At 56.1% G+C, this 17,473-nt stretch carries 13 protein-coding genes; 9 read left to right on the forward strand and 4 right to left on the reverse strand.

Features of this window, described 5'->3' with window-relative positions; all coding sequences use genetic code 11:
• Window positions 1-24 precede the first annotated feature (24 nt).
• On the reverse strand, window positions 25-1,011 hold the full coding sequence (locus IEW06_RS10310) for an arabinan endo-1,5-alpha-L-arabinosidase (RefSeq protein WP_188548225.1): 987 nt from the start codon (window positions 1,009-1,011) through the stop codon (window positions 25-27).
• 148 nt (window positions 1,012-1,159) lie between these two features.
• On the opposite strand from IEW06_RS10310, the gene IEW06_RS10315 reads away from it, so the two are divergent.
• The 3 genes from IEW06_RS10315 to IEW06_RS10325 all read left to right on the forward strand — a co-directional run bounded on the left by IEW06_RS10315 (window position 1,160) and on the right by IEW06_RS10325 (window position 4,905).
• Window positions 1,160-2,221 carry a LacI family DNA-binding transcriptional regulator gene (locus tag IEW06_RS10315; RefSeq protein ID WP_187732467.1) on the forward strand — a complete coding sequence of 354 codons (1,062 nt, stop codon included), beginning with the start codon at window positions 1,160-1,162 and terminating at the stop codon, window positions 2,219-2,221.
• 61 nt (window positions 2,222-2,282) lie between these two features.
• Entirely contained in the window at window positions 2,283-2,993 is a 711-nt protein-coding gene (locus IEW06_RS10320; protein WP_187732468.1) for a 3'-5' exonuclease, read from the forward strand.
• Window position 2,994: 1 nt separating this feature from the next.
• Window positions 2,995-4,905, forward strand: coding sequence for a DUF294 nucleotidyltransferase-like domain-containing protein (locus IEW06_RS10325; RefSeq protein ID WP_187732469.1), 1,911 nt, complete (start codon window positions 2,995-2,997; stop codon window positions 4,903-4,905).
• A 281-nt stretch (window positions 4,906-5,186) separates the two neighbouring features.
• Here the strand turns inward: IEW06_RS10325 and fbaA are convergent, their stop codons facing one another.
• On the reverse strand, window positions 5,187-6,269 hold the full coding sequence (fbaA, locus tag IEW06_RS10330; protein ID WP_188548484.1) for a class II fructose-bisphosphate aldolase: 1,083 nt from the start codon (window positions 6,267-6,269) through the stop codon (window positions 5,187-5,189).
• A 324-nt stretch (window positions 6,270-6,593) separates the two neighbouring features.
• A complete protein-coding gene (locus IEW06_RS10335; protein ID WP_229743096.1) occupies window positions 6,594-9,251 on the reverse strand; it encodes an alpha-L-rhamnosidase-related protein in 2,658 nt (885 codons plus the stop codon).
• Between the two features lie 388 nt (window positions 9,252-9,639).
• Here IEW06_RS10335 and IEW06_RS10340 point away from each other — a divergent pair, with 388 nt between their 5' ends.
• From IEW06_RS10340 to IEW06_RS10365, 6 genes are all read left to right on the forward strand, one after another.
• Window positions 9,640-10,356, forward strand: coding sequence for a hypothetical protein (locus IEW06_RS10340; RefSeq protein WP_188548227.1), 717 nt, complete (start codon window positions 9,640-9,642; stop codon window positions 10,354-10,356).
• A gap of 47 nt (window positions 10,357-10,403) precedes the next feature.
• Window positions 10,404-11,186, forward strand: a complete 783-nt coding sequence (locus tag IEW06_RS10345) for a hypothetical protein (RefSeq protein WP_187732471.1) — start codon at window positions 10,404-10,406, stop codon at window positions 11,184-11,186.
• A gap of 49 nt (window positions 11,187-11,235) precedes the next feature.
• The gene (locus tag IEW06_RS10350) at window positions 11,236-12,888 is read left to right on the forward strand and encodes an FAD-binding dehydrogenase (RefSeq protein ID WP_229743097.1); all 1,653 of its coding nucleotides are present in this window, start codon (window positions 11,236-11,238) and stop codon (window positions 12,886-12,888) included.
• Between the two features lie 86 nt (window positions 12,889-12,974).
• A complete protein-coding gene (locus IEW06_RS10355) occupies window positions 12,975-14,309 on the forward strand; it encodes a rhamnogalacturonan acetylesterase (RefSeq protein ID WP_187732472.1) in 1,335 nt (444 codons plus the stop codon).
• A gap of 1 nt (window position 14,310) precedes the next feature.
• Complete coding sequence (locus IEW06_RS10360) at window positions 14,311-15,351, forward strand: glycoside hydrolase family protein (protein WP_187732473.1); 1,041 nt, start codon at window positions 14,311-14,313, stop codon at window positions 15,349-15,351.
• Between the two features lie 12 nt (window positions 15,352-15,363).
• Window positions 15,364-16,329, forward strand: coding sequence for a glycoside hydrolase family 43 protein (locus IEW06_RS10365; protein ID WP_187732474.1), 966 nt, complete (start codon window positions 15,364-15,366; stop codon window positions 16,327-16,329).
• A gap of 270 nt (window positions 16,330-16,599) precedes the next feature.
• Here the strand turns inward: IEW06_RS10365 and IEW06_RS10370 are convergent, their stop codons facing one another.
• Window positions 16,600-17,421, reverse strand: coding sequence for a rhamnogalacturonan acetylesterase (locus tag IEW06_RS10370; RefSeq protein WP_229743098.1), 822 nt, complete (start codon window positions 17,419-17,421; stop codon window positions 16,600-16,602).
• Window positions 17,422-17,473: the final 52 nt, after the last annotated feature.

Consider the following 17,473-nt stretch of genomic DNA (forward strand, 5'->3'; position numbering starts at 1 on the left):
AAAACAAACTTCTTGCCGCGCTAATTACTTCTGCCCCGGTGTTGGCCAGCCCTCTTTATCCCAAACCAGCTTCTCCATCCGCAGCTTGGCCCGTCCCTTATCGGCCGCATCATAACCGTGAAACACCAGGTAATCCTGGTTATCAAAGGTATACACCGAGTTGTGCCCTACGCCATACCAGTCTTTGTTGCCTTCCATCACCAGCGTGCCGCCGCCTTGCTCCAAGCCCACTCCGGCCTTATCGGTGTAAGGGCCCGTAATTTCCTTGGCGCGGCCCACAACCATTTTGTAGGTGCTTTGCGGGCCACGGCAGCAGTAGTCAAACGACGTAAACAGATAATAATAAGCGCCTTTCTTAAAAATAAAGGGGGCTTCAATGGCCGCGTCGCCGGGCATGGAGTCCGTGAACTGGGCGTTGCGGGGCCGGCTGGCGATGGTGCGCCACTGCTCGGGTTGGGCGGGGGCCGTCAGGTCGTCGCGGAGCTTCACCAGCTTGATTCCATTCCAGAAGGAGCCGAAACTGAGCCACGGCGCCCCGTCTGCATCACGGGCCAGATTGGGGTCGATGGCGTTCCACATATCCCGGCCCGGCACCGATTGAATGACCTTGCCTTTGTCTACCCATTTGTAATCGGGTGATGCCGGGTTCAGGGTTTTATTCGTGGCTAAGCCAATGCAGGAGGTATTTTTTCCGAAGGCCGAGATGGAATAATAAAGGTAATATTGCCCATTCTGGAAGGAAATATCGGGCGCCCAGATGTGGTTATTTTTGAAACCCGGCACAGCTTTTACCGCCCAGCTGGGCGCCTCACTGAATACGGGCTTCTCGCGCTGCCATTGTTGTCTATCTTTCGACGACCATATGGCAATGCCTGGCCCTGTGCAGAACATATAATATGTGCCGTCCTGCCGAATCATCACCGGATCGTGGGCCGGAATCAGGTCTTTGCTGGCCTGCGCCTGTGCCCAATGAGCGACTAGCAGCAAGCTCAGATATAGAAGTTTTTTCATCAAAGCATTTGGTTTACATTAACGATTGTGTAATCTATGCTTAAATAAGTAAAATTGCGCGGATTCATTGTTACTCTTCGTTGACAGCGGGAGCGAATGAACGAGCCATGGGCTGGTACCCACCCACCGAGTACCACGAATACAAATTATGAACCCACGCAAACCTAAGAAAGAGGAAGTGCCCGACAGCCCAGTTTCCATGGCCGATTTAGCGAAGGAGCTAGGCGTTTCCATGACCACGGTTTCCCGCGCGCTCAGCGACCACTACAGTATTGGGCCTGCTACCAAGCAGAAAGTATTGAAGCTGGCCAAAAAGCTTAACTACCAGCCCAATCATATGGCGGCGGCACTGCGCAAGGGCAAAAGCAAGCTTATAGGCGTAATTGTGCCCTATATAGAAGGCCGCTTTTTTCCTTCGGTGGTACATGGCATCGAAACGGCGGCCCGCAAGGCAGGATTTAGCGTCATTATTTGCCAGTCGAATGAGGATGTAGCCAACGAGCGCAAGAATATCGAAACCTTGCTTAATGCGCAGGTAGCGGGCATTCTGGTATCGTTAGCCCGCAATACACGCGATTTCAAACACTTTGAAAAGGTGCGCAAACGGGGTATTCCATTGGTCTTTTTCGACCGCATTCTGGAAGGCGACAACGTGAATGCGGTGGTGCTGAATGACCGGGAAGGTGCCTTTCAAACCACCAAGCACCTGCTGGAGCAGGGCTGCCGCCGGGTGGCGCATTTTGCGGGTCCGCAGCACCTGAACATCTACAAAAACCGCCGCCAGGGCTACCTCGACGCCCTACGCAGCTTCAATTTGCCCCCCGATGAAGAGCTGATCGTTTATTCCGACATGACTCTTGAACAGGGCCAGGAAGGCATGAAGCAGCTACTCTCGCTGCCGAATCCGCCCGATGGCGTTTTTGCCGCCGGCGACTCCTCTATTCTGGGCGCGCTCCAACTACTCAAAAGCCGGGGTATTCGCGTGCCACAGGATATTGCGCTGGCAGGCTTCAGCAACGAAGGCTTCACTGCCATCACCGAGCCCATGCTGACTTCCGTAGATCAGCGCTGCGAGGAAATGGGGCAGGCAACGGTGCGCTTATTTATGGAACTGGTAGAGGCCAAAGGCACGCCCTTTTATCAGCGCCAGGTGGTGTTGCAGCCGCAATTATTTATTCGGGAGTCGTCGCTGCATTCGGGCAAGCGCTAGGACGTAAATTTGCCCCCCAGCGGTAGCCATCGTTGAACAATCACACCTAAAGCAGGGCCGCGTGAGAGAATATCTGCTTTTCGTTGATACAGAGACTTCCGGCATCCCGCAGGACTGGAACAAGCCGTATTCGAGTCGCGACAACTGGCCCCATATAGCCCAGTTGGCGTGGGTGGTGTACACGCGCGACGGTCAGGAAGTAAAGGCGGAGAATCATTACATCTTGTCTAGCGACTACGACATGAGCCCGGCCTCTGCTACCATTCACGGCATCACGCCGGAATTTTTGCGGGAACACGGGAAGCCGCGGCACGAGGTAATGCGCCGTTTGTACGACGATTTACTCCAGTATCAGCCGTTTGTAGTCGCGCATTTTATGCAGCTCGATTATCATATGATGGGCGTGGGCTTTTATCGCGCCGGGCTTGATAATCCGGTCAGTGAGCTACCCACGTTTTGCACCATGATTACTTCGGCCCGCTTTCTACAGTATTCGACTCAGCCAAAACGCGGGCTGCGGTTAAATGAGCTGCACCAACGGCTTTTTAATGAGCCAATGGCGCGCGAGCACGACGCGCTGACCGACGCGTATGCCACGGCGCGCTGCTTTTTTGCACTTTGGGAGCGCGGCGACATCAACGAACAAATAATGATGGCCCAACGACCTCTTGGCGAACCCGGGAAAACCGTTTCGCGGCGGTGGCGCCCCTCCACCCATTTCATAATAGTTCTGGCCCTCGCTGCCCTAGTGGCTCTGCTCCTTATTTTCTGACATGAACGACCGCCTGGAATTTCTCAAAACGGTAACGCCTTTCAACCGCCTGCCCGAAGACGTGCTGGAGGAAGTAGCTGCCTTGCTGCAGGAAGTGACGCACCCCAAGGAAGCGGTTATTTATCTGCAGGATGTGTCGAAGCTGCGCGGGATTGATTTGGTGGCGGAGGGCGAGTACGAAACGTTTTTCTACGACAGCCAGCAGAACAAGCGCCTGATCGAAATTTGCCCCCCAGGCTCCTGCTACGGGGGCGTATCGGTGCTCCTGAATAAAAAACGGTCGTTGCGCACCGTGATGGCCCGCAAAGGCACGCGCGTGTACTTCCTGCACCGCCGCGACTTTCGGGCGTTGTGCCAGGCGTACGAGGATTTTTTCCAGTACTTCACGCACCGGTATGGGCAGCAGATGCTCAACCCTGAGTATGCGCACTTTTTGCGGCCCGATCAGAAGCCTGGGGGGCAAAATTATATCCTCTCCGATCAGCTCTACTCGCGCCGCCTAGAAACCGTGGAGCTGCGCGATATTGTGGCCTGCGCTGGCAGCACGCCCATTCATGAAGTGGCCCGCCGCATGGCCGCCGCGCGCACCAGCTGCTACTTCATCACCAACGACGAGCCCGACGCGTCCATCATAGGCTACGTGACGGATATAACCCTGCGCGACAAGGTGGTAGCCGGCCTGCTCGACGCGAATCAGCCGGTGGCTGCAATTATGGACGCGCCCGTGGTAGACATTGATAGTCACGCCTTTGTGTATGAAGCTGTACTGCGGATGTTCAGGACCAAAACCCGGTATCTGCTGGTAAAAAAGGCCGACGAGTACATTGGCTTTATCAGCCGCAACAAGCTGCTCAGCGACCAGGCGCAGTCGCCGTTTGTGTTCATTCAGGCCGTGAAGCAGACGCTCTCGGTGCGGGAGCTGAAGCGGCGCTGGCAGCAGGTGCCCAACATGGTGTACCAATTGCTGGACCGCGGCGTGAAGCCCGAAATCGTGAATCAGATTATCTCCAGCGTTTCCGACACCATTGCCCTGAAAGTTATCGAAGGCGTGATTCAGGAGCAGGGTCCGCCGCCCGCCAAATTCGCGTTTATCGTGCTGGGCAGCGAGGGCCGCAAAGAGCAAACCTTGCTTACCGACCAGGATAACGCCATCATTTACGAAGACAAAGCCAACGAACAGCGCGAAGCAGTGCGTGCGTATTTTCTGGAGTTTGCCCGCATCGTGTCGGAGCGGCTCAATAACATTGGCTTCTCCTTTTGCGAGGGCGGCCTGATGGCTATGAACCCCAAATGGACGCATTCGCTCTCGCACTGGAAGCGCAATTACACGGCCTGGATGACGGAAGCGAATCAGGAAACGGTGATGAAATTCTCCAGCTTCTTCGACTGCCGCTTCCTCTACGGCGAGGAAAGCCTGGTAACGGAGCTGCAAGACCACTTGCGCGCCGAGCTGCAAGGCCGCCTCGACCGCTTCCTGTACTACATGGCCAACAATGCCCTGCAATACGAGCCGCCCCTCACGTTTTTCCGCAACATCCGCACCTTCGCTCAAGGATCGCAGCAAGTATTTGACCTGAAGAAAACCATGACGCCCATCGTGGATCTGGTGCGCGTGTACGCCCTGCGTCAGCAGATTTTCACCACCAATACCGGCGAGCGCATGGCTTTGCTTAATGAGCAAAACGTGTTTACCGACAAAGAATACCAGGAGCTTCTGCACGCCTACTACTACCTGATGGGCATCCGGCTCAAGAAACAGGCTCAACAGATTATCAACGACCGCACCCCTCCTACCAACTACCTCGACCCGCGCACGCTCACGCAAGTGGAGCAGGTTACACTCAAGGAAACCTTCAAAGTAATATCCGATTTTCAGGTCAAAATTCGGGTAAGCTTTACGAAGACGTTGTAGCCTCACCCCCCGGCCCCCTCTCCCAAAAAGAGGGGGAGCCTCACGCTCGGCCTATGCCGCACCTTCCGCTCTCGCTCCAGGTACGGCTACCTGTTTCATCCGCTAAGGTTAGCATAAAAAAAGCCCCCAGATATACCTCTGGGGGGCTTTGTTGCTTTATAAAACCAAGAAAGGAACACGGTAGCGGTTGCGGTTGCGGAGGCGGCAGCCGACGTAGCCGCGGAGGCCCAGCGCTAGGCTCCCCCTCTCCCCTAGGAGAGGGAGCCGGGGGGCGAGGCGAACTACGGCCGGCGATTAACCGCGTTCAAATCCTCAAACGCCTGCTTCAGGCGCGCCACGAAAGTCTCTTCACCTTTGCGCAGCCACACGCGCGGGTCGTAGTACTTTTTGTTGGGCGAATCGGCGCCGTCGGGGTTGCCGATCTGGCCTTGCAGATAGCCTTCGCTCTTCTTGTAGTAATCTTTGATGCCTTCCCACAGCGCCCACTGCAAATCGGTGTCGATGTTCATCTTGATGGCACCGTAGCTGATGGCCTCACGAATTTCTTCCTGGCTAGAGCCTGAGCCGCCGTGGAACACGAAGTCGATGGGCAGAGCCTCGGTGATGTTGTGCTTGCTGCGCAGAAACTCCTGCGAGTTGTGCAGAATCTTGGGTTGCAGCTTCACGTTGCCGGGCTTGTACACGCCGTGCACGTTGCCAAAGGCCGCCGCGACGGTAAAGCGCGGGCTGATAGCGCTCAACTGCTCATAGGCGTAAGCTACCTCCTCGGGTTGGGTGTAAAGCTTGGAGCTATCCACGTCGGTATTGTCGACGCCGTCTTCCTCGCCGCCGGTTACGCCCAGCTCAATTTCCAGAGTCATTCCGATCTTAGCCATGCGCTCCAGGTAGCGCTTGCAGATTTCAATGTTCTCCTCAATCGGCTCTTCCGACAAGTCCAGCATGTGGGAGCTGTACAGCGGCTGGCCGTACTGGGCGAAATGCTTTTCACCGGCTTCCAGCAAACCATCAATCCAAGGCAGCAGTTTCTTGGCGGCGTGGTCGGTGTGCAGAACAACGGGCACATCATACAGCTCCGCCATCAGGTGCACGTGCTGGGCACCCGAAATGGCCCCCGCGATGCTGGCGCGCTGGTCGCCATTGGGGATTGACTTACCCGCAAAAAACTGGGCGCCACCATTCGAGAACTGAATCATAACCGGCGAATTCACCGCTTTGGCGGCTTCCAAAACGGCATTCACCGTGTTGGTACCCGTCACGTTTACGGCCGGCATCGCGTAGGCATTAGCCTTGGCATGACGGAAAAGTGCTTGTATTTCGTCGCCGTGAAGCACGCCGGCCCGCAGTGTGGTGAGTTGTTCAGTCATCATAAGAAATGGTGTTAAAGCAAAAAAGTATAGGGTGGGAAGTACGTGCGGCAATTTCCAACATTTTACCGACGAACCAAACGCCTTGTCAGAAGACGATTTTCAGTCTCCTTATTTAAATCGTTGTCATGCAGAGCAGGGCGAAGCATCTCGCGTGCTGATGCTGGAATAGTAATATAATCGAAAAGAACGTCATGCAGAGCAACGCGAAGCATCTCGCTCGCTGACATTAGATTACTATTGCAACGAAGCGGGCGAGATGCTTCGCGTTGCTCTGCATGACGTTCTGGTTGTTTATTTTTGACGGTTTTGCGGCATTGGTTATTATTGAATTCGTGTCAGGCGCAAGTAGTCCAGCATGGCCTGGTTCACCTCGCCGTTCATATTCTCATTAGCGGGCTCAAAGGCCAAAGTCAACGTCTGGGGGCCTTTTTCCAATTGCACTTGCACTGAGTTCGTGAAGCCCCAGTTCGACCATTCAGCTACTCCGCGCTGGGGCATTACCATGGTTCCCAGCTGTTGCTGACCGTTTCGCAGGGTACGCAGGGCACACTTATTCTCCGTGTTGATCGGTCCGTTGCCGTTAGAGTAGCGGAAATCAATGGCGTACAGACCCGTTTCCGGCACCGTCACGGGAATACTCAGCGCCTTGTTTTTTGTTTTGCTGATTTCAACAAAGCCCTGACCCGTAAAGCCTTTGTACGGCAAAGCCGCCTTCGGAGTAACGGACTCCAGTTGGTACAGTTGGCTGAACTTCTCCCCATTCACCACCAGCGGCTCGCTGGCAAACGATTCGAGACCCGCGGCATCCACCGCTACTACCTGATACTCAGCGTACCCCGTGGCATCGGCCGGCGTCTCCTGGGCCGTGGTAGTGGCGATGGTCTGGCCATTTCTCAGGATGCGGTAGCTCCTTACGCCTTCCTGCTTATTCCAGTTGATGCGATTGTTTGCAAAAGCAACTTCGGGCGCTGCGGGCGAGAATCGGTTGGCTACCTGGTTTACTGAGGCCGTCTGGGGGGCTTTTCCGACCAAGAGAATGCGCACCTTATGGCGACCGGTAAGCGTGGCCGGAATGGTGGCATTCGCTAATGGCTTGTCATCCAGGGTGATGGTCGTTATCTCATTGCCGTAGCCTTCCATCTCCATATCCAGCACCGCCCCCCGATACTTGAAGCCGGCCAGCTTGCGCGGCCCCGCAAATGCCTTTGGTACGAAGGGCCGAAACACGAGCTTATCAGCCTGAAAATCCATTCCGAACAGCACCTTGTACACCAGGCTCAGGTTGCCGGAAAGGCTCCAAAGCATGTTGCTGGAGTTTATCTGGGTGCCGGCAAAGTCGCCGTTCTCAGCCACGAAGTTTTCCTTGTTGGTTAGGAACAGGGCGGCAGGCCGGTAGATGGCGGCCATGCTTTCCGTCAGCGAGGCTTCGTTGCCAACTTTGGCCGCCGCCAACGCCCAATAGCTTTGCACAAAGGGCCACACGCCGTTATTGTGATACGGCGGAATGCCCGGAATCTGTGGATAGATGCAGCTGATACCGTAAGCTGTGGTGGGCGTTTTTTGCACCACTCGCTCCGCCCGATCACCATCGGCCACGCCAAAAAGCACACTTAGCGCCTCGCCCAGCGCCTCCGCTCGTGGCGACAGTATTTTGTAGGTGCGGCCGTACAGAAACTGGCCGTAATAGCCCTTCTCAGCCATCCAGAGGTGTTTGTTCATGCCCTGCTTGATCTGCTCCGCTAGCTGCTGATGTTTGCTGGCCACGGCCGGCTCGCCAAGTATGCGGGCCATCTGGCTGAGCACCACGTTGCCCTGATAATGCACGGCGTTGGTTCCCAGCGTTTCCGACTCATATATGTCCACGGGCTGCATCCACTTCGGGTAGGTTTGCTCCCGCCAATCCAGAAACGACGACTCGCCGCGCACCATGCCCGTTCGGGCGTTGTAAGCGTTCTGCACGTCGTCCTCAATCGACTTTTTGATGATGGGATATACTGTGCGCAGCCACTGCTCGTCGCCGGTCACTTTGTAGATTTCCCAGGCCGCCGTGGCCCAGATCATGCGGTCGGTGGAGCACGGATACGCGCCGCCCGTGCCGGTATCCTGAATAATGCGGCCATCCCCGGACACCTTGCGCATCAGGCTTTTCATCGCCACTTCCGGCTGCAAGATACCCATAGCCAGGATGATACTGTAGCTGATGTCGCGGGTCCAGACGCCGGCCCACTCCTTGCCCGTGCGGAAGGTGCTGTCCGGCTCCACGGCCCGCCGGGCTTCCTCCAGCGTCAGATTATACAGCGCATCGGCAATGGGGTACTGGGAGGTGTACTGCGGAAAGTCATCGGTCTTAATCGACTTCTCCCACTTGCCAGCGGTGGTTTTGGCCGCCTGGGGGGCATTTAGCGTCAGCGTAGCCTCGTAAATGCCGTTGCCATCGGGGTCTTTCAGCTCCAGTTCGGGCTTGTTTATGAGGTTGTCAAAATCCCAGCTGAGCGGCGCTGTGTTGCCGGCCACAAATACCTTTTTAAAGTCTTCCTTATAAATCTTTTCGCCCTTGAACGTGGTGTAGTAGCCTTGCTTCTTGAACGCTTCTAGCACCGGCCGCATATCCAGCCGGATCTTCATGGGCGTGTTGGGGGGCAAATAGGTATCGGCCGGCACCGGGCCGGGGTCTACGTAGCGCTGCCCAAACACGAGTACCGGCAATTCGGGTGCGTTGGCGCCCGCCCGCGGCACGGCTACAAACCGGTGATCCTGGCCCGGCGCAAGCTCGTTATCCTTGCCGTTTATACTAAACTTAAAGTTGATCTCGGGGCTCTGAAACGCGTTGGCCGGACTTTGATAATTCGACGTGAGGGAGGTAGGTGAAAGCACGCGTGCTACGTGCTTGCCCTGCACTACACTATCGCGATACACGGCGTACGCCTCCGATTTCCATATAGCCCCGGAGTTGTCACCCGTTTCGGTCGATTGCTGCATCTGGCAGGAGCTTAAAAGAGAACAAGCAAGCACAAAGCCCGCTGAAAAGGATGGTTGCTTCATACTGACAAAATGGAAATACGGCTGCTTGCATTGGTTCGGCCAGCGGCTGGCTAATCAGGCACGGCACCTCAGGTGGGAAGGCGAAAGATAAAGCAGTTTTGGCAGCCGCGCAGGCATTTACTGGCGCAGTAGGCTCGCTTGACACGGTTATCTTTCTACACAAGATGGGAATGTTGCAAATTGACCGGCCGAAACCGTAGGAGAATAGCTATACTTTACTTACTTAGTAGTAGGCTTTTCTCAATTGTATTTCTATTCCGTTATGCAGCTTCTATTTTACTGGTTTCGTTGCTCCCTCCTACTAGCTTTTCTACTGGGGCTAAGCGTGGACACTATTGCGCAGAAAAAGCCCTTGCCGGCCTACGTCGTTACGGCCGGCGGCGACACGCTGCGGGGGGCAATTGTTCCGGCTCCAAGGCTGACGCAGCAGTACCAGGTAGAGTTTATTCCGATACGGGGCCACCAACGGCTTTTTCTGGATGGCTATCAGCTCGCCTCCTTCACTTACTATGCAGACCTGGATACTATACGCTACGTTTCGCTCCTCTTTGCCCAGAAGGGCACTAACACCCTCTGCCGTGGTTTTCTGCAGCAGGTAGTAGCGGGCGAAGCGCAACTATATCATTACAGCTTCAATCATGTTCGGCAAGGATTACCTGTTAGCAATAACGGCCGGTCCGGTTCCAGCTATAGCAATCCTAAAGACCCCAATCCCGGCAATATCTATGCATCCCTGAGGGGTGGTAGCTGGCAGGAAAATGCTCGTATCATTTCCAATAGAGATGGAAACCACTCCACGTCCGGGCCGTTGAGTAAGCGCGGAGTATACAATCCTAAAAACAGCCTCGTCATCTATCGCACGGATAAGCTACAGCTAGAAGATGTCAGTGGATGGAGATTCCCGAAAGATGCTGTCACTTATTTTAGCGACTGTCCGGAGGTGGTCGCCGACCTTAAATCAGGCCAGTACCGTGCCCGCGACATTCCCCAGATTGTGCGGCGCTACAACGCCTGGCATCAGGCGCAAAAGCCCGTACACTAGGAGGCTGTCTTCTCACTTAGGGTCTGATATATATTTCATTATTTATTATGAGCCGTCTTCTACCCCGGCAGTATCATCTGCTTCTGCTTGTTAGCCTGCTGAGTTTTAGTGCTAGCGCGTTTGCCCAAAAGAACAAGCCAATGCCGGGGTATGTGGTCACGATGGGGGGCGATACGCTGCGGGGGGCAATTGTTCCGGCTCCAAGGCTCACGCAGCAGTATCGGGTGGAGTTTATTCTGCTACAGGGCCACCAACGCCTTTTTTTGGATGGCTATCAGCTGGCCTCCTTCACTTACTATGTAGACCTGGATACTATACGCTACGTTTCGCTCCTCTTTGCCCAGAAGGGCTCAGATACGCCCTGCCGGGGTTTCTTGCAGCAGGTGGTAGCGGGGGAAGCGCAGCTATATTATTACAGTTTCAATCTTGGTCAGGGAGGAGCGCCTTTCAGCAGTGGTGGCTTGCTCAGTACTGGGCACCGCAATTCTACTGGCCCCAGCCGCGTAAGTGCCTATGCCAACTCCCTGATTAATAACAGTCAATCCAGCCCTCCTGTCACTCCGAGGAAAAACGCGAAATATCCCGCGTTCGGGCCGTTGAGTAAGCGCGGAATGTACTACCCCGACAACACCCTCGTCATTTATCGCCCGGATAGGAAGCGGCTAGAAGACGTCTATGGCTGGAGATTCCCGAAGGATGCTGCTGTTTATTTTGCCGATTTCCCCGACCTAGTCGCCGATCTGAAATCAGGCCAGTACCGGCAGCGCGACATCCCGCAAATCGTACGTCGCTACAACACCTGGCATCAGGCGCAGAATCCAAAGCCTTAATCAGGCGATATAGCTTACTTTCGGTACTTGTACCTGTTCCATTCTGCCTATGGAAGCTGATGTTATTGTCATTGGTGCCGGCTTGGCGGGCCTGGTAGCCGCTGCCGAGTTGGCCGACGCGAATAAGCGCGTGCTACTGCTAGACCAGGAGCCCGAGCAAAGTCTGGGCGGGCAGGCTTTCTGGTCGCTGGGGGGCATTTTTCTGGTCAACTCACCTGAGCAGCGCCGCCTCGGCATCCGCGATTCGCACGCCCTGGCCCTGGAAGACTGGCTCGGCACCGCCGCCTTCGACCGCCCCGAGGACAAGTGGCCCCGGCGCTGGGCCGAGGCTTACGTAGACTTTGCGGCCGGCGAGAAGCGCTCCTGGCTGTACCAGCAGGGCATGCGCTTTTTTCCGGTAGTGGGCTGGGCTGAGCGCGGCGGCTATGGCGCCATCGGGCACGGCAATTCGGTTCCACGCTTCCACGTGACATGGGGCACCGGGCCGGGCGTGGTGGCGCCCTTTGAGCGCCGCGTGCGGGAAGCTGTAAAGCGCGGGCTGATTACCTTCAAGTTTCGCCATCGGGTAGAAGAGCTAATCGTGACAAATGGCGTTGTGAACGGCGTACTGGGCGAAATTTTGGAGCCCAGCGACGTGCTGCGTGGGCAGAAAAGCTCCCGTATAGCCGTGGGAGATTTCGCGTTTTATGCGCAGGCGGTTATCGTTACGTCGGGCGGTATTGGGGCCAATCATGCGTTGGTGCGGCAAAACTGGCCCACGCGCCTCGGCGAGCCGCCCAAAAGCATGCTATCGGGAGTGCCGGCCCACGTCGATGGCCTCATGCTGGGCATCAGCGCGGCGGCTGGGGGGCATTTAATCAACCAGGACCGCATGTGGCACTACCCGGAAGGCATTCAGAACTGGAACTCTATCTGGCCCAACCACGGCATTCGCATTCTGCCTGGCCCGTCTTCCCTCTGGCTCAATGCCCACGGCAACCGCCTGCCCGTGCCCCTGTTCCCTGGCTTCGACTCGCTGGGCACCCTGCGCCACCTGCGCCAAACGGGCCACGACTACAGCTGGTTTGTGCTCACGCAACGTATTCTGCGCAAGGAGTTTGCCCTTTCCGGATCAGAGCAAAACCCTGATCTGACCAATAAAGACTGGCGCCAAACCCTAGGCCGCGCCTTCGGCAAAGCTGCGCCCGCCCCCGTCGAAGCCTTCAAAAAGCACGGCGCCGACTTTGTGGTACGCGACAACCTGGCCGACCTCGTGCGGGGCATGAACGCGCTGACCGAAGCGCCCCTGATCGATCTGGCTTCGCTGGAGCGCGAAATCCGGGCCCGCGACCGGCAGCTGGATAACCCCTTCAGCAAAGACAGCCAGATAACGGCTCTGCGCGGTGCTCGCAACTACCTGGGGGACAAACTTATCCGAACGGCCAAGCCTCACCGCCTCCTCGACCCCGCCGCTGGCCCGCTCATTGCCGTGCGCCTGCACATCATCACCCGCAAAACGCTGGGCGGCCTCGAAACCGACCTTTCCGGGCGGGTGCTGAATGAAGACGGCAACCCCGTGCGCGGCCTATATGCAGCGGGCGAGGTAGCGGGCTTTGGCGGCGGTGGCATGCACGGCTACCGCGCCCTGGAGGGCACTTTTCTGGGTGGCTGCCTCTTCTCGGGCCGCGTGGCCGGCCGCGCCGCGGCGCACGCCGTTATTTAGCCGCACCCTACAGTACAGGGAAGCTACCAACGAGGCGGCGTTTACATTTAGTTCGTTGGCACGTTCACGTAGCTGCCACTGCCTATATGAAACGCACACGCCTCTTATTGGCTGGCTTGGTTAGTCTGCTGCTGGCGGAAAGCACGGCCGCGCAACCGACCAAAACCAGCTTTAAATTCGATTTCGGATCGGGTAAAACCGCGCCGGGCTATCAGCAGATTCTGCCCTCTGCGCTTTACACGCCCGACCAAGGCTACGGCTTCGATTTCAACACCACCGTCAAGGCCGTCGACCGGGGCGGAAAAGATGCGCTGAAAAGCGATTTTGTTACCAGCGACAAGCCGTTTTATTTCTCCGTCGATCTGCCGGAGGGCAACTACAATGTGACCTTTACGCTGGGTGACGCCAAGGGACGCTCGTCTACGTCGGTGAAGGCGGAATCGCGCCGCTTGTTGCTGGAAAAGACGGAAACCGCGGCCGGCAAATTCAGCACGCACACGTTTACTATCAACATCAAAAGCCGAGAGATCCTGGGGGGCAATTCTGTGGCTTTAAAGCCGCGGGAGCTAACCAAGCTGGATTGGGATAACAAGCTGACGCTGGAATTTAACGGCGCTACTACCTGCCTGAGTTCTTTGGAAATAACGCCTGCACCTGACGCCGTAACGGTTTTTCTGGCCGGCAACTCCACCGTAGTCAATCAGGAGTACGAACCGTGGGCCTCATGGGGTCAGATGCTGCCGCGCTTTCTAAAGCCCGGTGTGGCCGTGGCCAATCACGCCGAATCGGGCCTAAGCTTGGGCAGCTTTCTGGGCTCGCGGCGCCTGGAAAAAGCACTGAGCATCATGAAGCCCGGCGACTACCTTTTCATTGAGTTTGGGCACAATGATCAGAAGGAAAAAGGCCCCCAGGATGGCGCCTACAACTCCTACACCGAGCGCCTGAAGCTGTTCGTAGCCGAAGCCAAAAAGAAGGGCGGAATTCCGGTTATTCTGACTTCTACCAGCCGCCGCTCGTTCGGCCCCGATGGCAAGATTGAGAACAGCCTCGGCGACTACCCCGAAGCCGCCCGCAACGTCGCCCGCGCCGAGAACGTGGCCCTCATCGACCTCACCGCCATGACCCAAACGCTCTACGAAACGATAGGTGTGGAAGAATCGAAAAAAGCCTTCGTGCATTACCCCGCCAATGCCTATCCGGGTCAGGCGCAGGCCCTGGCCGACAACACCCATTTCAGTCCGTATGGCGCCTACCAGATTGCCAAATGCGTGGCGGAGGGCATCAAGGCCAACAAGCTGGATTTGGTGAAGTTTCTGAGGAATGACACCCCGCCTTTTTCACCCACCAGACCAGATGCGCTGGCCTCTTGGCAATGGGCCGAAAGTCCGCGCACCGACACCATAAAACCTGATGGCAATTAGCATGATAAAACACGTTTTCTACTGCCTGCTTTTGCTTTCAATTTTGCCCCCCACATATGCGTTGGCGCAGCGCCGGCCGTCTGGCAGGCTGGCGGCTAAGCCGCTGTATCGTGACCCTACTTTCGACGGCGCCGCCGACCCTGTTGTGATCTGGAATAAGCAGCAGAAAAAGTGGTTTATGTTTTACACCAACCGCCGCGCCACCGACCCCGCTGCCGAAGGCGTAACCTGGGTGCACGGCACGCGCATCAGCATTGCCGAATCGGTGGATGGTGGCGCCACGTGGAGCTACCGCGATACGGCCAACATCAACTACCGCCCTACCCCGCAATACACGCACTGGGCGCCTGATGTCGTGGAGGACGCTCAGGGTGGTTACCATATGTTTCTGACCTATGTGCCGGGCATATTTACTGATTGGAACCACCCGCGCCATATTCTGCACCTCACCAGCTCCGATTTGCTGAACTGGAAGTACGAATCGACCCTGCCTCTCATTACCGATAAGGTGATTGATGCCAGCGTCTTTCGCCTCCCCGATGCCACATGGCGCATGTGGTATAACAACGAGCGCGACGGCAAATCTATCTACTACGCCGACAGCCCCGACCTGTACACGTGGCAGGATAAAGGTCTGGCCCTCAAGGAGCGCGGCGAAGGCCCCAAAGTGTTTCGCTGGCATGACCGCTACTGGATGATCATCGACAAGTGGAAGGGCTTAGGCGTGTACAGTTCCACCGACTTGCAGCAGTGGCAGCCGCAGGAAGAACGCCTCGTGGAGCTGCCCGGCAAAGGCCCGGAAGATCAGGCCATCGGCGGCCACCCCGACGTGGTAGTGCAGGGCGACCGAGCTTATTTGTTCTATTTCACCCATCCCGGCCGCACCGAAGGCACACCCTCCGCGGCCGCCACCATCGCCACCAAGCGCAGCCTGATACAAGTAGCCGAACTGCACTACATCAACGGCAAGCTCACCTGCGACCGGGACCAGCCCACTTATATTCAGCTAAAGCCCACCAAGCATTCCAAAAAACGATTGTAAAAAGCCCCCCAGATGCCGCAATTTCTCTCCTCAAAAAACGCTAAGGCTTTCCTGCTTTTCGTTGGCTTTTTTCTGTACTCGAATATCTTTGCCCAACAGCCTTTACCCAAAGAACAGGCGCTGATATTTGCCTACTTCAAAGGCAACGGGCAGGATGGCCTCCACCTGGCTCACAGCCAGGATGGCTACACCTGGTCGGCGCTAAAAAAAGACAGCACCTTTCTGCGCCCCACCGTGGCCAAGGACAAGCTCATGCGCGACCCCTGCGTGATTCGGGGCAAGGATGGCCTGTTTCACATGGTCTGGACGGTGAGCTGGAACGATAAGGGCATCGGCTACGCCACCTCCAATGATCTGGTGAACTGGTCAGCGCAGCGGTTTATTCCGGTGATGCAGCACGAGGCGGAAGCGCGCAACTGCTGGGCTCCGGAAATCACATTGGACGAAAAAACCGGCACGTATTTAATCTATTGGGCTACCACCATCACCGGCAAATTTCCTGAAACCCAAAGCACCGCCGACAAAGCCTACAACCACCGCATTTACTACGTCACAACCAAGGACTTCAAAACTTTTACCGACACAAAGCTGCTATATGAGCCCGGCTTTAACTCCATCGACGCCACCATTCAGCGCGACGGCAAACGCTACATCATGATTTTGAAAGACGAAACTCGCGAGCCGGCCCAAAAGAAGCTTAAGGTGGCGTTCAGCAATAACCTGATTGGTCCTTACAGCAAAGCCTCTACTCCTATTACCGTCAAGTATTGGGCTGAAGGGCCTACCGCCATTAAACTAGGCAAGCAGTGGCTGGTGTATTTCGATAAATACACCGAGCACAAGTACGGCGCCGTCCGCTCCGATGACCTCCAAACCTGGACCGACGTTTCCGACCAAGTACGCTTTCCAACCGGTGCCCGCCACGGCACCGTGATTCAAGTGACGCAGAAGGAACTGGAGTTGCTGCTAAAACAGTAGATGTTGCAGTGCTAACGCAGAGGCGTTCATTTCATTAGTCGGCCGTCATGCAGAACGCAGTGAAGCATCTTGCGTGCTGACGCAGGATTACTATACGTCATGCTGAGCTTGCCGAAGCATCTCTCCCGCTTTGTTGCATCGATTTTGAGGCTAACTATTAGAGATGCTTCGGCAAGCTCAGCATGACCGCCTTTTTGGTTGATTTTACTATTCCAACGACTGCACGCGAAATGCTTCGCTACCCCTCTGCATGACGTTCTATTGTAGCATTTAGCCCGCTTTCTTTGCCAAATACTTCTGTAGGGGGCATTTTTTGAGGTCGCGTATTCCTTCGGCTACAACAGCAGCATTCAGTTTCGCGCCGGCCTCGATGGTATGCGTGTGGTCCTGGGCGTTGAAGTAGGTGGCACGCACTTTTTGCTCGCCCTCAGCGTCGTATTTATCGGCCACACGGCTATTTAAATCGATGTAAAAGGCGCCTCCTTGTTTGGCTGCTTCGGCGGCCCACCGCCCGTAGTCGGTGGAGGCACGCTTTACTTTGCCATCCTGCCACTGATTGCGCGGAATGAGGGAACACACAATGACTGTGGCACCTTTGGCCTTGGCTTCGGCAATGTACTGGCGCAAATACCAGCCGTAGCTGTGTACTACTTCCTGCTGCTTGGTGATGGGGTTATAAATCTCCTCGCTTTCGTCGCCGTTGCTGCGGATGGTGCCGCGGGCGCGGGCCGTGTCGGCCAGGGGGTTGTTGTCGTTGTGGCCGAATTGCATGATGACAAAGTCGCCGGGCTTGAGTTTGGCCTGCACATCGGCCCACAAGCCTTTGGTGCGAAACGTACGGCTGCTGGTGCCGCCCAAGGCTGCATTGCGGATAGCTAGGCGGGTTGTGTCGAAGTGTGCGGGCAAAAAAGCCCCCCAACCCCAGAGGCCGCCGTCGCCATTGCCTTTGCCGTTTTTCACAGTCGAATCGCCAATCAAATACAAGGTGGGTTTTGGCCGCTCTTTGGGCAGAAAAGCCAGGGAGAAAAACAGGAAGAAAGCCAGCAGTATACCAAGTCCTTTGGGGGGCATTTTTGCGAAGAAACTATTCATGAAAGAGGAGGCTGACCGCGTGATTTTCATTGTTGCGGCGGGTGATAAATAA

Source organism: Hymenobacter qilianensis, assembly GCF_014638675.1.
Taxonomy (GTDB): Bacteria; Bacteroidota; Bacteroidia; order Cytophagales; family Hymenobacteraceae; genus Hymenobacter; species Hymenobacter qilianensis.

Coding starts and splice junctions, on each gene's coding strand:
- IEW06_RS10335 (WP_229743096.1), bottom strand. CDS start 9,251: ATGCAGCAATCGACCGAAACGGGTGACAACTCCGGGGCTATATGGAAA.
- IEW06_RS10355 (WP_187732472.1), top strand. CDS start 12,975: ATGAAACGCACACGCCTCTTATTGGCTGGCTTGGTTAGTCTGCTGCTG.
- IEW06_RS10315 (WP_187732467.1), top strand. CDS start 1,160: ATGAACCCACGCAAACCTAAGAAAGAGGAAGTGCCCGACAGCCCAGTT.
- IEW06_RS10360 (WP_187732473.1), top strand. CDS start 14,311: ATGATAAAACACGTTTTCTACTGCCTGCTTTTGCTTTCAATTTTGCCC.
- fbaA (WP_188548484.1), bottom strand. CDS start 6,269: ATGACTGAACAACTCACCACACTGCGGGCCGGCGTGCTTCACGGCGAC.
- IEW06_RS10310 (WP_188548225.1), bottom strand. CDS start 1,011: ATGAAAAAACTTCTATATCTGAGCTTGCTGCTAGTCGCTCATTGGGCA.
- IEW06_RS10345 (WP_187732471.1), top strand. CDS start 10,404: ATGAGCCGTCTTCTACCCCGGCAGTATCATCTGCTTCTGCTTGTTAGC.
- IEW06_RS10325 (WP_187732469.1), top strand. CDS start 2,995: ATGAACGACCGCCTGGAATTTCTCAAAACGGTAACGCCTTTCAACCGC.
- IEW06_RS10365 (WP_187732474.1), top strand. CDS start 15,364: ATGCCGCAATTTCTCTCCTCAAAAAACGCTAAGGCTTTCCTGCTTTTC.
- IEW06_RS10350 (WP_229743097.1), top strand. CDS start 11,236: ATGGAAGCTGATGTTATTGTCATTGGTGCCGGCTTGGCGGGCCTGGTA.
- IEW06_RS10370 (WP_229743098.1), bottom strand. CDS start 17,421: ATGAATAGTTTCTTCGCAAAAATGCCCCCCAAAGGACTTGGTATACTG.